Here is a 13,617-nt window from a genome sequence, read left to right on the forward strand (position 1 = left end):
CTCCTACGTGGCTGACCGGGACGGGCCCCTGGCCGGGCGCCGCTCCACTTGAACGCCGTCCGGACCCTCGGGTCCGGGCGGCGAAGTAGTTTTGGATCACTGTCGGGGCAAGCGTACCCTCGGGGGCAATGCGCGGAGTAGCCGTCAGTTCACGGTGTTGCGCTGTCAGGTTGAGGCCGCGTTCGCTGCCCATGAGGCTTCTGTTTTCACGGTTCGGAGGGCATTCAGGATGCCCTCCGACGTCCAGTGGCCAGCTGCTCCGGGCCGAGTGGCGAGGTAGCTGGCGGAACGTTCCAGGGACCAGCCGTGGGCCTCAGCGAGGCCGGCGGCGATGTTCGCTAGGTATCCGTTGGCAGGGGAATTAAGTTCGGCGTCGCTGAGCCGCCAAGGCGCGGTGAAGGTGAAGGCGGGGATTCCGTCGATTGCTCCGGGACAGACTAGGGTCTCGTACCGGCCGGGCCCGAGCTGGTCGTGTCCGGAGACGAGCGCCTTGCTGAGGTCAAGATCCGCTCCAGGTTCCCGATGCATTTCCTGGGCTGCGATATCGGAAAACTGTTGCTGGGTGACGAGGTAAGCCCGTGCAGGCATTTCGCCAGCCTCCGCCGGATCGTAGAAGCCCATGCCGCCGGTCCACACACGTGAGGTCAGCGCGAAGTAGAGCAGGCCGGGCAGCACGACGGGGATTTGCCGCTTCGGCAGCCGACGGTCACGGCAACCCGGGTAAGTCCGCGCTCCGCCCGGAGGTCGGCCACCCGCGATGTAGTACGCCAGTCGATCGGCGTGCAAGTTGGACCCGTACGCCGCATACCAGACCAGGTCCCCCAGGCCGACATCCTTGGCCAGGGGTTCGGCTCGGCGGACCTCGCTGCCCACGGCCTGCTGGGTACCACCGATCTGGTGTGGCGGTAGATGTCGAAGGACCTTGCCATCGGTAGCCATCAAACCTCCATTTCGTACACGAGCAGGTGACGGTCGCCGGGGGCGATGGTGACCATGACTCGAACCGGGCTCTCAGTTCCATGGCCAATGCGGACATGCTGGATTACGGGAGTGCCTACCGGGAGCTGGAGAATCTCGGTTTCCTCAGGAGAGGGCATCCGCGTGCTGATTTCGTCGCGGATGCTGGTCTGGGGGTAACCGATGTGGCGTAGTACGCCGCCGGGGACCGAGACCTCCCGGTCCCCGTCCAGCAACGTCCCCCGGGCAATGGTGCCGGGAAAATAACTGGTCGAAAGCTGGTACGGCTCGTTGTCCACCCAGCGGACACGGGCCCGCCTGACAACTTCGTCGCCGGGCATGATGCGCAGCCACTCCGCTATCTGTGGCTCAGCCGGCTCCACCGTTCGGACGATCGTCTCACGAGGCTCACGGCCAGCGTTCTTGATCGCGGTTGCCCAGTCATCCAGCGTGTGGGAGTCGCGGCGGCGGCCGCGCTCGAACTCGCTCAGGTCCCAGGTGATGCGACGGACAGCTCGCACCCGTCGACGGCCGCCCTGCTCGCCGATGACGAGACCCTCCGATTTGAGGATGTCCGTGGCCGCGGTTGCCGTCTTTCGGGAGACATTGAACGTGTCCGCGAGCTCCCGGCCAGTGGGTAGCACCTGGCCGGGCCTCAGCGTGCCTGAGCGGATCTGCTTGCGCAGGGCGTCGGCGATGCCCCGGGCAGTACCCCGGCTCGTCTGATCTGTCGCAGTCATAGGCATACGGTACCTGATGAACCATAACTTTGGTACCCAACTCGCCGGACTTAGATGGTCCCTCAGTGCTCTTGCCGCACTCCGGGGGCATGCTCGCCGCCGACGCGACGCGGCCCGCTGGCGACGAAGAGGCTGGTGGTGTCCCGGGGCTGCTGGATCGGGCCCGGTTGCGACGGCATTGGTTTGCGGCCGCAGGGAGAAGGTCTTGTCACCCCACTGGCAGAGACTTTAGTTCCCAGTCAGAAAACTTGAGTACCAAACAGCTTGACGGCACGTCACCGAATGCGTACGGTTCTGAACGTCGCCAAGACTTGGGTACCAAAGTCAGGGTCTTTGGTGGTGAACAAGTGCACACCAGCAAACCAGCGGTGTCACCCGCCTTCGGGCGATGGCGAAAAGTCACCTCGGTGACAGGGGTCGAGCCCGTAGCTCCCCCACGTCGGACGCCTACATAGCAATACCGAAGGACCTGAGCAGCGTGCTGCGCTGCCTGTCCGCCAGGACTCCGACCGATCGGGTTGGGCCTGACGGGCAGAGAGAGCAGCACCTCCGCTCCGCCCGGATTCCCCCTTCTCCCGCCAGGAGGCCCCGATGCCCGCTCGCACCCGCACCAAGCGCCGCAGCTTCCTCCCCCCGCTGAAGCTCTCGACCCTGCTCCCCAGCCACTACACCCTGCGCCCGGACGAGGTGAACACCGTGGTCTGCCCCGACTGCCAGACCTGGCAGCGGATCATGGGCGACAAGACACTCACCATCCGCGACCACTACTCCACCGACCTGTCCGGCGCCGAGCTGGAGGCCGGCCAGCGAGACACCCGCTGCCCTTCCGCCCGCCGGATCGTCGAGATCGACGTCCTGGTGGCGCACTGGGCGAAGCAGGTCGAGGAGGGAAGCACCCAGGTCGCCGCCCGCCGGCCGACCACCGTCCTGCGCAAGGTCAAGGCCCCGGCGCCCCATGCGGTGCTCCACATCGCGCAGGGTCGCCCGGCCGAGCCCACCGTCTCCGCCAAGCAGGCCGCGCGGAAGCGCGCCCGGGGCTGGGAGGCCGTCCGCGTCGGTGTACTCGTCACGGACGCCCTGCGGGAGCAGCCACTGTACGGAGCGCAGGGCCCGCTCTTCTCGCTGCGCCTGCCCGACGGCATCTCCACCGAGCCGCCCCGGAAGCACCGGAAGCGCAGCCGCCTCGCCGCCTGACCCACACCATCCGTACGAACCACCACGGCCGCCGCCGACCCCGAGCACTACGGGGTGGGCGGCGGCCGTTGCCTTGCCCGCACAGTACCCCGCCCAGCGAGACCGTCCCTGAGGAGATCGTGATGCCCGAAGCCCCCAGCCCCCTCGCCGACGCTTACACCTGGTACGCGACCACCCTGCGCGACCTCGTGCGGGACCTGCTGGACGACGCCGGCCTGGACACCGACAGCGACACCGTCGAGGACCTGTGCGGTGACCTGTGGTTGCACGCGGCGGAGCTCTCCGCCTCCCGCAGCCTCTCCTTCACCGAGCTCCTGGACACGCTGGACGTGAACGCCGAGATCCTCGTGGGCCGCCTCCACTATCAGCCGCCGGTGACCGCCACGGGCCGGCTCGACACCGCGGCCGACACCATTGACGTCGCCGAGCTCGCCACCAACGCGATCGTCGGCGGAGAACACAGGCCGTTCCCCCGCGCGCGGCCCCGCGGCTTCGAGCGCCCTCGCACGCTCAGCCCTGCAGCCTGACCCACCACCAGCACGAACCGCCCCGACCGCTGCCCCCGACCCCGCGGGGTGGGCGGCGCCGTGGCCGCGCGTACAGCAGCCACGTTCCCTCTTCAATCCGGGAGTAGCTGATGCGTATCCACCTGGTCGCCTACCTGGCCCGTACCAGCGACGGCGACGGCGCGGAGCAGAGCGTGGCCCGCGTCCCTTCGGGACGGGCCCGCCCGTCCTGGCACGAGTGCGCGGACGTTGTCCCCGGATTCCTCATCGGGCAGTACCTCGGCCTGGCACCCGAGTCCGAGGAGACGTGGTCCGAGCGCCGATCCGACTGACCAACAGCAGCACGAACATTCACGGCCGCCGCCGACCCGACTCCGGGTGGGCGACGGCCGTGGCTGCTCGTACCGCAGCCACAACGAAGAACGGCCCCGAGGTTGCGCCCCCGAGGCCGTCGCCGGTCGCACCACCCACCGCAGTAGACGAGAGGAAACGACCGTGGCACCCATTCTGGCACTCTCCGTGGACACCACCCAGGCGGGCAGCGGCACCATCGACGACCTCTACGCCCGCTACTCGTGCCGCCTGATGGCGGCCGCGACCGAGCGGCTCGCCGAGATCAGCCCCTCGGCCGTCGAGCTCGACGAGGACGTCACCCAGGACGTCTGGACCCACGTCCTCGAGCACGGTCTGCCCGACGAACTGCGCGGCCTTGAGGCCCTGCTGGCGCTCCTCGACCACGCGGTCGACCAGGTCCGCCGCGGACGCCGAGAGTTCGCGGCCGGCGTCGCCCTCCCCGCGCGGCGCACCGCCGACCCGGTCGACCTGGAGGCCCTCGCGGACACCGTCCGCGTCCCGCACGCCCCGACTCGCCCGGCGATCACGAGCCTGGCGTTCGACGGCCTCCTCCGCACGCTCCCCCTGGCCGGGTGACCCATGGACCCGATCCAGGCCGCCGCCGAGCTCCAGCGTCAGATCGCTGCCCAGCAAGCCGCCCTGGAGGCGCAGCGTGCCGCGGAGCGGCAGCTCGCCGAGCAGCTGCGGCAGCAGCAGGGAGGTTCACAGTGAGCACCGACCCGGTCGTCTGTCGCAGTTTTGCTGGCGGCACCCCCGTTCCCGCCCCGCCCACGCCCGCGACCCCCGCGCCCGGCTCTGGCGGTGGCCGGTGAGCAGCCCCGAGGACCAGGCCTGGACCCAGCGCCAGATGGACGAACTGCTGCGCCGGGCCCGCGAGATGCACGCCCGGGCCCAGGCCGAGAAGGCCGGCGGCCAGCAGCAGTAACAGCAGTCACGACACGAGAGAGGACCGCCAGTGATGACGAACGAGGAGTACGACGCCTGGCAGGCCGGGCTGGAGCAGATGCACCGCGACTACGAGGCCGCCGACCAGGCCGAGTACGTGGCCTGGCTGGACGAGCTCGACGCCCCAGGGCCCGCAGGCCGGTCAGGCGGTGGGGCAGTGAGCAGCCAGCACCTGGGCGACGCCGAGCTGGCGCGCCGGATGGAGTCGATCCGCCAGGCGGCCGAGGCCGCCGAGCGGGCCCGCCAGCAGGCCGATCAGCTCCGCCAGCAGCAGGCGGGGGGCCGGTGATGGGACGCCTCCGCGCCTTCTTCGGCATCGCCGAGTCCTCTGGCTCCAGCAGCTCCGGGTCCTCCGGGACGACGACCCGCACCAGCGGGATGTCGACCGGCGGCTGGCACACCTACGACGAGGCGACTGCCCGCCGCCACCACCGCGAGGCGCAGGTCTCGCTCCCGGCCGCCGAGTACAACCCGGACGGCACCCGCAAGCTCAGCCCGCGCCCCGACCCGCAGCACGTCAACCGCTCGTTCTGGAGGAGCTGACCATGGCGACGGTCACCATTCAGCTCGCCAACCAGGCCGACGAGGCGCTGCGCCGGATGCGCGAGGACCAGGCCCGCCGGGACGCCGCGAAGGCCGGCGGTTCCGGGTCCGGCTCCGGCAAGTAGCCGCCCTCTCTCATCCCTTTCTCCGCAGCACGGTCTCCCGCCGCCTGCCTCTCGGAACCGTCCTGGCATGCCCATGCCGGGACGGGCGCCGGGAGTGGTGCGGCGGGCCCCGCCAGGGCCCCGCCACCAACCCCGTTCCCGCCCCGCCCGATCCAGGAGGCACCCGCATGTCCCACACGCTGACCAGCCGCCGCCCGGCCGCCGTCCCGACCAGCGGCGCCGCCGCGCTGGCCCGACACATCGTCCGCGCCACCGCCACGACCGCCCCGCAGACCTGGGCCGGCTCGGCGCAGCGGTTCGCCGCCGAGGTCGCGGCGCTGACCGGCACCGACCCGGGGATGTGGCTGGAGAGCGACCTCGACGGCAGCGAGACCCGCCGCCTGCTGGCCCAGAGTGCGGACGCGATCGTGCGCACCGACGCCTCGATCGAGGTGGTCCTCCCGGCCGAGGTCGGCGACGACTTCGCGGAACTGGAGGCGGAGATCGCCAACGAGGCCGCCGCCGACGCCGCCCTCGAGGCCGCGACCACCGCCCGGGCCCGGGTCACCGCGAACGCCGACCGACGCGATCGGGCCCGTGAGCTCGCCCTGGAGGAGTACACCGCCGCCGAGCTCGCCGCCTTCGGCGACGACCCGCTGGACGCCTGGAGCCGCCACGAGCGCGAGCAGGTCAAGACGTGGTCGCCGTTCCGCAACGGTCGCCGCTGGAGCGAGACCCCGCGGGCCCTCTCCGGGCCGCGGCCGGTCCGCGACTAGCCGCCCCGGCACCGCCAGCTCCACCCGTCGCCCGCCCCGGGCCCACGCCTCACCAGCCTGCCGTCCAGTCCCGCCGCCGGCGGCGCGAACCGCACCACCCCAGCACGGCCGCTCCGGCCGCGTACTTCCGGATGCCGTCCGGCTGCGGACCACCACGATCCGTCAGGAGACCTCCATGGGCACGAACCACCCCGGCGCCGGCCGCATCCCCGGCGCCCTCATCCAGACCGGCGGTACCCGCACCGGCCAGGGCCCCGTCGTCAACAGCATCAACGGCACCGTGTGGGGCGTCGGCCTGGTCGTCCAGTGCGGCGAGCTGAACACGGTGACCGGCGTCGAGGACGCCGCCGCCGACTCGGCGCCCGGGACCGGCCAGGGCCCCCAGTCCCGCTGAACCGTTTCCCGCCCAGGCCCGGCCACCGGCCCGCGCCCGGCACACCCGTCGACTCCCAAAAAAGGGGGGAGCACCATGCACCACCACCAGCAGTTGATCCTCTGCTTCTTCGTCGGCACCACGGCCGTCCCGGTCCTGGCGCTGTTGCTCTGGTCCCTCAAGCAGTACCGCAAGAAGGCCGAGGCCCGGGCCTCGGCCGAGGAGACCGACGCCACGCTCGGGCGCTGGAGCGCCCGGAACACGGACCCGGCGGCGTTCATGGCCGAGCGGATCCGCAGGGCGGCGGGCAGCGATGTCTGACACCACCACGGGAACGAGCACGTTCGACCTGTTCGCCGCCACCGCCGGGCCGGGCAGCGCGGGCGGTATGGAGATCATCGACGCCGAGATCGTCGAGGACGACGCGCCGCCCGCCGGAGGGGCCGGGCAGCCGCCGTACGGGGGACAGCGGATCCACACTCCGCCCCCGCCGCCCGCTCCGCCCGCCTCGCCGGCCGCCGAGCCGGACTGGGCGCAGTACGCGGCCGCCGCCGCGGCCGCGGTGGCGGCCCACTACCAGGCCCCGCCTCCGCACGTGCCGATCCCGCCGCAGTACAGCTACCCCGACCCGGGCTCGGTGGTGCCCGTGGAGGTCGTGGCCCCGCAGCCCGTCCCGGTGACGGTGGTCGCCCCGCCCGCGCCCCCCGAGCCGTTCTGGGACTTCTCCTGGCTGCAACTGGCCGCCAACGCCACCGCCGCGGCCCTGGCCGCCGGGCCGGCCTGGCTGCTGCACCACTACCAGCCGGGCCTGACCGGCAACTACGGCGCGGACGCCGCCGCCGCCATCGCGATCCTGTGGGGCGGCAAACCCGCCCTGCGCTCCCTGGCCCTGGCCGGCGCCGCCTACTACGGCTGCGCCGCCTTCCACACCGACACCGCCACCACCGCCGCCATCGAACTCGTCGCCATCGCCCTGCCGCTCGCCGGCGTCAAGCGGGCCGAGGTCTCGCTGCTGCGCCGTACGGCGGTGTGGTTCCCCATCCTGTCCGGCTGCCTGTCGCTGCCGGCTCTCACCGACGCCATCACCTGGCTCACCACCGCATTCACCGGAGGACACTGATCATGGACGTCACCCTCGGCACCTACGCCGCCGTTTTCGGCCTGACCGGCTGGCAGCTCGCCCGCACCTACGGCATCCCGCTCCCGAAGATCGGCGGCAAGGGCGGCGGGAACTTCGGGCGCAGCGGCGAGGCCGACCACGCCCAGCTGATCCCCTACGCCATCGGCACCGGCTTCGGCACCCTGTGCGGGCTGTGCGCCGGCGGCATCCTCGGCGGCCTGGGCTGGCTCGGCTACAAGGCCAGCGCGTGGGGCGGCCAGCTGTCGCTGTGGGGCAGCACCGGCGCCGCCTCCACCGCCCAGTTCCACGGAGCCGACCCGGTGCCGGTCGGCGGCGGCGGCGCGCTGCTGCTGTTCGTCGTCGCCGTCGTGCTGGCCGGTGCCCGCAAGTCGGCCAAGGGCGCGGCGGGCCCGCGCACGCCCGGCAGCACGGCCTCGGGCCTGGACAAGTGGAAGCTGCGGGCCGGCTTCGTCAACGGCGCCGCCCTGGCCGCGATTCCGCTGGTCACCTACTACGCCAACGAGGCCCTCTCCAAGGGCGGCCAGGTCGTCCTGGACGCCCTGAACCACGTCGCCTCCTCCCGCTGAGACCCGCTGAGACCGGACCCGAGAAGGGGGACCCCGCCCGTGAGTATCGACCTGCGCCTGGAGCCGGACGAGGAGGAGATCCTCGAGGGCGAGCTGCTGGACGACGACGACCCGGGCCCGCGCCCGGCCGAGCCGGGCCCGGCCGGGCCCGGCCCGTGGTGGCGCCGCCAACTGGACCACGTCCCCGCCGGCCTGCGGATCCTGGCCGGCGAACGCGCGGCCTGGCTGTTCGTCACCGAGGACCACCTGAGCGACCAGGCCGTCGCCCTGCACATCCTCAACGGCCGCCACCAGGTGTGGGAGGCGGCGCGCGGCGCCGAGCACACCGCCCTGGCCGCACGCGCCGCGCAGCAGCTGGCCGCCGCCGACACCTCGGGCGCCGCCGCCCAGGCCCAAGGCGTCACCCCGGCCGGCCACACCGCGGCCAAACGCGCCGAGCTCGCCGCCCGCACCGCCGCCGCCCAGTGGGAGCAGAAGGCCGCCGCCGTGCTGGCCCTCACCTACACCGGGCACGCGCCGGTGACCCCCGGGGAGATCGGCGACCACCGGCGGCGCATGTCCCACCGGCGCCGCATCCGCCTGGCGCTCACCGTGCTGGGCACCTACGGGCTGCCCGGCCTGCTCGGCGGCCTGCCCACGCTCGCGGTGGAGGGCGCGGCCACCGGCGCCGCCGTGGTGCTGGCCGCCTGGGGAAAGAGCGTTCTTCCCCGGTGGCGCTCCGGCCGCCGGGCCGAGCCCGACCTGGCCTACACGATGCCCGACGGCGGCCAGGTAATCGCCCCGGCCGGGCAGCAGGCCGCCGGGAACCAGGCGGCCGCACCGGGCGGGGCCGGCTCTCCCACCGCGCCGTCGGCGCCGCCCGCCGGCAACCCCTACCCGATCCGCCAGGCCCAGGGAGTGCAGCAGGCCGGAGAGTGCATCCACCTCGCACTGCTCGCCGAGGGCCTGGCCGTCGGCACTGTCACCGACATCGCCCAGGAGCGCTGGGGCTGGCGGGCCGTCGCCCACCTCACCAAGGGCCGGCCGTCCGGCCTCGTCGCCAAACTTGCCGACCTCGAGGTCCTGCTCGGGGTCCGCGAGGGCGGCGTGATGGCCCAGCCGCAGAAGGCCGCCGCCGGCTCCGTCGTCCTGCGCGTCCTCACCGGCGACCCGTTCGACCCCATGCCCCCGCACCCGCACTACCCGCCGCGCTCCAACAGCATCCTCAAGCCCGCCACGCTCGGACCGTCCATGGACGGCACGCCCACCCAGGTCACCCTGGCCGGGCAGAACGTCATGGTCATCGCCGTCTCCGGCGGCGGCAAGTCCCAGATCGTGCGCAACGTCGTCGACTACATCACCAGCTGCACCGACGCCATCGCCCTCGACATCGACCCCACCGGCCGCGGCTTCGGCCCGCTGCGCCGCCTGGCCGCGATGCGCGCCTACGACGAGGAGCGGATCGACGCCGTTCTCGACTGGGCGATCCGCGAGGCGGAGATCCGCACCGAGCGGATGGGCGACGACGTCGACAACTGGCAGGTTACCGACGACGACCCGGCGGTGTTCGCCATCGTCGACGAGCACCCGCAGCTGACGAAGGAGCAGAAGCAGAAGGTCATCAAGCTGAGCCGGATCGGCCGCAAGGCCCGCGTCACCGTCGTCCTGCTGTCGCAGGACGCCACCAGCGACGTCGTCGGCGACGCCATCGCCGACACCTTCGGCATCCGGATCATGCTGCCCTCCCGCAAGGCCGACGTCCCCCTGGTCGTCGGTTCGGACACCGCCGTCAACGAGGGCTGGATGCCGCACCGCCTCATCCCCAGTCCCGGCGACTGGGACCCCGCCGACGCCGGCTGCTTCTACATCGTCGCCCCCGGCCTGCGCGACCCGATCCTGCGCAAGGCCACCCACCTCGACGCCCAGGCCGCCACGCTCCGTACACAGGAGCGCCTCGCCGCCGGCACCGTCACCATCACCCCGGAGCCCGCCGACGACAGCGTCGGCGAGGAACTGCCGCCGGTGCTGATGGCGATCCGGGCCGCGTTCGAGAAGCACGGCGACCCGGAGTTCCTCACCACGGACGAGGTCCTGGACCACCTCGCCACCATCGGCGACGAGTGGCGGAAGTGGGACGGCCAGGAGCCCGCCGACCGCCGCCGGGAGGGCGTCAAGAAGATCGGCAAGGAGCTCAAGGAGGCCGGCATCAAGGACCTGTCGACGGTCCGCCGGTTCGACCTCGACAAGAAGAACCCGCCGTCCGGCTACTGGCTCAGCAGCGTCGAAAAGGCATTCACTTCGCTCCCCGACGAGAACGCAGCGTAGCCACACAGCGGCCCCGCTGATCCGTGCCGTGATCCGTGGCCGATCCGTGCTGATCCGTGCCGTGATCCGTGGCCGATCCGTGCCGCCACAGATCGGCCACGGATCGGCCACGGATCACCAAACGGATCGTGACCTGCGAAAACAGATCACACGGATCAGATCCGCACACCCCCCGGAAACGGCCCCGACACCCCCGAACGGGGCCGTTTCCACACCCTCGCCATCCCCACGGCGCCGTGACCCACTCCGGCCGCCACAGCCACCACACACCGTCACCACGCGAGACAGGAGTCTCCCGCCATGACCCCGGCCCGCACCACGAGCCGCCGTACCCGCAACTCCGCCAAGAAGACTGCGCCCAAGGCCCCCGTGAAGGCGCCCTCGACCCGTCCGGACGCCGCCGCGAAGACCCGGCCGGATGCCCCGGCAGAGGTTCCCGCGACCTTCTCGGCCCGGCCGGCCGCCGACCCGATCCTGGCCGACGCTCAGGACCGCGCCGCCGACGTCCTGGCCCTCGCCGAGGACCAGGCGCTCGCCGTCCTGGAGCGCGCCGCCGAGGCCGCCGGCCGCGACCTGGCCACCGCCGGGCAGTGGGCGGCGGAGGCCCAGCAGCTGCGCGCGGACGCCGCCGCCGAGGCCGAGACGGTCACGGAGCGTGCCAACCGGGCCGTCGAAGAGATCCGCTCCGACGCCCGCCAGGAGGCTGAGCGGATCCTCGAGGACGCGGCGAACACCCGCACCGAGGCCGACAGCGAGGCCGGACGGCGGCTCGCCGAAGCCGATGAGAACGCCGCCGCCATCACCCAGGCCGCCACCGACACGGCGGCCCGGATCACCACCGCCGCCGAACAGAAGGCCTCCACGCTGACCGGCGAGGCCGAGCAGCGCGCCCAGACGATCCTCGCCGACGCCCAGCAGCAGACCACCATCCTGCTCGCCGACACCGAGCAGACCGCAGCCGCCATCACCCGGGCCGCCGAGGAGCAGGCCGAGGCGGTACGCAGCGCCGCAGCCGAACAGGCCCGCCACAGCGGCGTTCAGGCCGAGCAGCTGCTCACCGACGCCGAGCAGAAGGCCGACGCCCTCACCCGCACCGCCGAAGAGCAGGCCGAGCAGATTCGCAGCCAGGCGCACCGCGACGCCACCGAGCTGCGCACCCAGGCGGAGCGGCACGCGGCCAAGGTCCGTGAGGACGCCACCTCACAGGCCGACACCGTGCTCGCCGACGCCCGGCAGCAGGCCGAGGGCCTGCGCCGCAGCGCGCAGGCCGATGCCGACCGGGTGCGAGGCGAGGTCCGCCGGCTGCGTGAGGACGCGGATCGCGAGGTCGACCAGGCCACGGACGCGGCCCGGGAGGTGCGGGCGAGGGCGACGACAGAGGCCGACCAGGTGCGCGCCCAGGTCGGGAAGGAGGCGCAGCAACAGCGCGCCCAGGCCGTCGCCGAGGCGGCGCGGCTTCGGGGCGAGGCCGAGCAGGAGGCCGGCCGGATCCGCCGGGAGGCGGAAAAGCAGGCGGCTATGGACAAGGCCGAGGCCGCCAAGGCGCTGGAGGCCGCCCGGAAGCGCGAGGTCGAGGCCGAGGAGGCGCAGGCACTGGCACTCCAGGAGCTCTCCCTGGCCCGCGAGGCGCTGCGGCAGGCCACCGGCCGCACCGCCCGCAAGCTGGAGAAGCGCCGTCTCAAGCGCGAGGCCCGGGCCGCGGAGAAGGCCGGGCGCGTGAGCGTCACCAGCCGCCTCAAGGCCTTCGTGCGGGCCAACAGCGAGCGGCTGCTGGTCGTCGTGCCGATCACCGCGCCGATGGCGGTCGCCTGGACCGGCCAGGCCGGCTTCGCCCACGACATCCTCGGCTGGGTCGCGCCGTTCACCATCCTGTTCGCCGCCGCCTGGGAGCTCAGCACCACGTTCACCGCCTGGATGTACCACCAGGCCCGCAAGAGCGGCGACGCCGGGACGCTCTACCGGGTCAGCACCTGGGCGTTCGCCGCCGGCGCCGCGCTGATGAACTTCTGGCACGCCTCCGGCGAGGTCGTCGGCCGCGCCTTGGACCCGGCGACCGGCCGGTGGGTCGACCAGGTGACCTACTGGCACACCACGCCGAAGGCCGTGAGCTTCGCGGCCATGTCGATCGTCGGCATCGTGTTGTGGGAGCTGTACGCCAGCCTGATCCACCGCAAGGCGCTGCGCGACGAGGGCCTGGTTGCCCGGGTGCGGCCGAGGATCGGCGCGATCCGCTGGCTGCGCTACCCCGCGCACTCCTTCACCGCGTGGTCGCTGGCGATCACCGACGAGTCGCTGTCCACGGTCGAGCTCGCCTGGACGGCCGCGGCCGAACACCGCGAACTGGTTCGCCGAACCGGTCTCGGCGCGGTTCGCCGGTTCGTCGCCGCCGCGATCGGCGTCGGCGACTGGGTGCCGGTTCGCGCACTGCCCCGCATCCCGAACTCCAGCCTCGCCATCGCGCTGACCGGTTCGGCGAACCCGGCCGCGATCCCGCAGTTCGCGGTTCGCCTCACCCGCGCCGGTTCGCCGAACCACCACCCGAACCGCCCCGGCGGTTCGGCGAACCACGCCCTGCCCGCGGCGCGAACCGGCGAACCGACGGCGCGCCGCGAACTGGAAGCCGCGAACCGCCCCGCGCCGACCGGCGAACCGGCCCCGGCGGACCCCGAGCCGCGAACCGCCTCCGACCAGCCGCAACGCCCCACCGCCGGGACCGGTTCGAACCGGCGCAGCGCCGCACAGCTCCTCGCCGAACAGCAGGTCCGGCAGGTTCTCGAACTGATCGAGACCCACGGCTACGACACGGTCGACCTCGACTTCGTCATGACGAACCTCGACATGAAGAAGACAACCGCGCACCACCGCCTCGCGGACGCCCGCAAGGAGTTCGCGAACCGCGTCGGTGCCTGACCGCGAACCACGAACCAGGTTCGGCGAACCGACCAGCCAGGTTCGGCGAACCGCGAACCGGTTCACCGCCCGAACCGCGAACCACACAGGACGGCTCCGGAACGAACGAACCATCCCGGAGCCGGTTCGGGCCACCAAGCCCGGCAGACCGGTCTCGTCCCCGGCCCGCCCCCATCCTTCCGCACCGCGAACCACCCACCCACC

The 13,617-nt window shown here is 72.6% G+C and carries 17 protein-coding genes; 15 read left to right on the plus strand and 2 right to left on the minus strand.

What is annotated here, in order from left to right; genetic code table 11:
• Positions 1-165: 165 nt before the first annotated feature.
• Positions 166-939, minus strand: coding sequence for a histone deacetylase (locus tag ACIBEC_RS33245; protein ID WP_360500909.1), 774 nt, complete (start codon positions 937-939; stop codon positions 166-168).
• Positions 939-1,697: a GntR family transcriptional regulator gene (locus tag ACIBEC_RS33250; RefSeq protein ID WP_360500911.1), complete on the minus strand. Its 759-nt coding sequence runs from the start codon at positions 1,695-1,697 to the stop codon at positions 939-941. The genes ACIBEC_RS33245 and ACIBEC_RS33250 overlap by 1 nt, the downstream gene beginning before the upstream one ends.
• Positions 1,698-2,288: 591 nt before the next feature.
• On the opposite strand from ACIBEC_RS33250, the gene ACIBEC_RS33255 reads away from it, so the two are divergent.
• From ACIBEC_RS33255 to ACIBEC_RS33325, 15 genes are all read left to right on the plus strand, one after another.
• Positions 2,289-2,891 carry a hypothetical protein gene (locus ACIBEC_RS33255; protein WP_360500913.1) on the plus strand — a complete coding sequence of 201 codons (603 nt, stop codon included), beginning with the start codon at positions 2,289-2,291 and terminating at the stop codon, positions 2,889-2,891.
• A 122-nt stretch (positions 2,892-3,013) separates the two neighbouring features.
• Entirely contained in the window at positions 3,014-3,418 is a 405-nt protein-coding gene (locus ACIBEC_RS33260; RefSeq protein ID WP_360500916.1) for a hypothetical protein, read from the plus strand.
• A 110-nt stretch (positions 3,419-3,528) separates the two neighbouring features.
• On the plus strand, positions 3,529-3,729 hold the full coding sequence (locus ACIBEC_RS33265; protein ID WP_360500919.1) for a hypothetical protein: 201 nt from the start codon (positions 3,529-3,531) through the stop codon (positions 3,727-3,729).
• A gap of 163 nt (positions 3,730-3,892) precedes the next feature.
• On the plus strand, positions 3,893-4,327 hold the full coding sequence (locus ACIBEC_RS33270; protein ID WP_360500922.1) for a hypothetical protein: 435 nt from the start codon (positions 3,893-3,895) through the stop codon (positions 4,325-4,327).
• Positions 4,328-4,330: 3 nt separating this feature from the next.
• Positions 4,331-4,462 (plus strand): hypothetical protein, encoded by a 132-nt coding sequence (locus ACIBEC_RS33275; protein WP_360500925.1) that lies wholly within the window; start codon positions 4,331-4,333, stop codon positions 4,460-4,462.
• A gap of 247 nt (positions 4,463-4,709) precedes the next feature.
• Positions 4,710-4,985: a hypothetical protein gene (locus tag ACIBEC_RS33280; protein ID WP_360500928.1), complete on the plus strand. Its 276-nt coding sequence runs from the start codon at positions 4,710-4,712 to the stop codon at positions 4,983-4,985.
• Complete coding sequence (locus ACIBEC_RS33285; protein ID WP_360500931.1) at positions 4,985-5,239, plus strand: hypothetical protein; 255 nt, start codon at positions 4,985-4,987, stop codon at positions 5,237-5,239. The genes ACIBEC_RS33280 and ACIBEC_RS33285 overlap by 1 nt, the downstream gene beginning before the upstream one ends.
• A 2-nt stretch (positions 5,240-5,241) precedes the next feature.
• Positions 5,242-5,364, plus strand: coding sequence for a hypothetical protein (locus tag ACIBEC_RS33290; protein WP_360500934.1), 123 nt, complete (start codon positions 5,242-5,244; stop codon positions 5,362-5,364).
• A 167-nt stretch (positions 5,365-5,531) separates the two neighbouring features.
• A complete protein-coding gene (locus ACIBEC_RS33295) occupies positions 5,532-6,119 on the plus strand; it encodes a hypothetical protein (protein WP_360500935.1) in 588 nt (195 codons plus the stop codon).
• Positions 6,120-6,294: 175 nt separating this feature from the next.
• A complete protein-coding gene (locus ACIBEC_RS33300; RefSeq protein WP_360500938.1) occupies positions 6,295-6,513 on the plus strand; it encodes a hypothetical protein in 219 nt (72 codons plus the stop codon).
• A 75-nt stretch (positions 6,514-6,588) separates the two neighbouring features.
• The gene (locus ACIBEC_RS33305; protein ID WP_360500941.1) at positions 6,589-6,813 is read left to right on the plus strand and encodes a hypothetical protein; all 225 of its coding nucleotides are present in this window, start codon (positions 6,589-6,591) and stop codon (positions 6,811-6,813) included.
• Positions 6,806-7,612 carry a hypothetical protein gene (locus tag ACIBEC_RS33310; RefSeq protein WP_360500944.1) on the plus strand — a complete coding sequence of 269 codons (807 nt, stop codon included), beginning with the start codon at positions 6,806-6,808 and terminating at the stop codon, positions 7,610-7,612. The genes ACIBEC_RS33305 and ACIBEC_RS33310 overlap by 8 nt, the downstream gene beginning before the upstream one ends.
• A 2-nt stretch (positions 7,613-7,614) precedes the next feature.
• Positions 7,615-8,199 (plus strand): hypothetical protein, encoded by a 585-nt coding sequence (locus ACIBEC_RS33315; RefSeq protein WP_360500947.1) that lies wholly within the window; start codon positions 7,615-7,617, stop codon positions 8,197-8,199.
• A gap of 39 nt (positions 8,200-8,238) precedes the next feature.
• On the plus strand, positions 8,239-10,503 hold the full coding sequence (locus tag ACIBEC_RS33320) for a hypothetical protein (protein ID WP_360500949.1): 2,265 nt from the start codon (positions 8,239-8,241) through the stop codon (positions 10,501-10,503).
• Between the two features lie 300 nt (positions 10,504-10,803).
• Positions 10,804-13,413: a hypothetical protein gene (locus ACIBEC_RS33325; protein WP_360500951.1), complete on the plus strand. Its 2,610-nt coding sequence runs from the start codon at positions 10,804-10,806 to the stop codon at positions 13,411-13,413.
• Positions 13,414-13,617: the final 204 nt, after the last annotated feature.

This window comes from Kitasatospora sp. NPDC051164, assembly GCF_044455625.1.
Lineage (GTDB): Bacteria > Actinomycetota > Actinomycetes > Streptomycetales > Streptomycetaceae > Kitasatospora.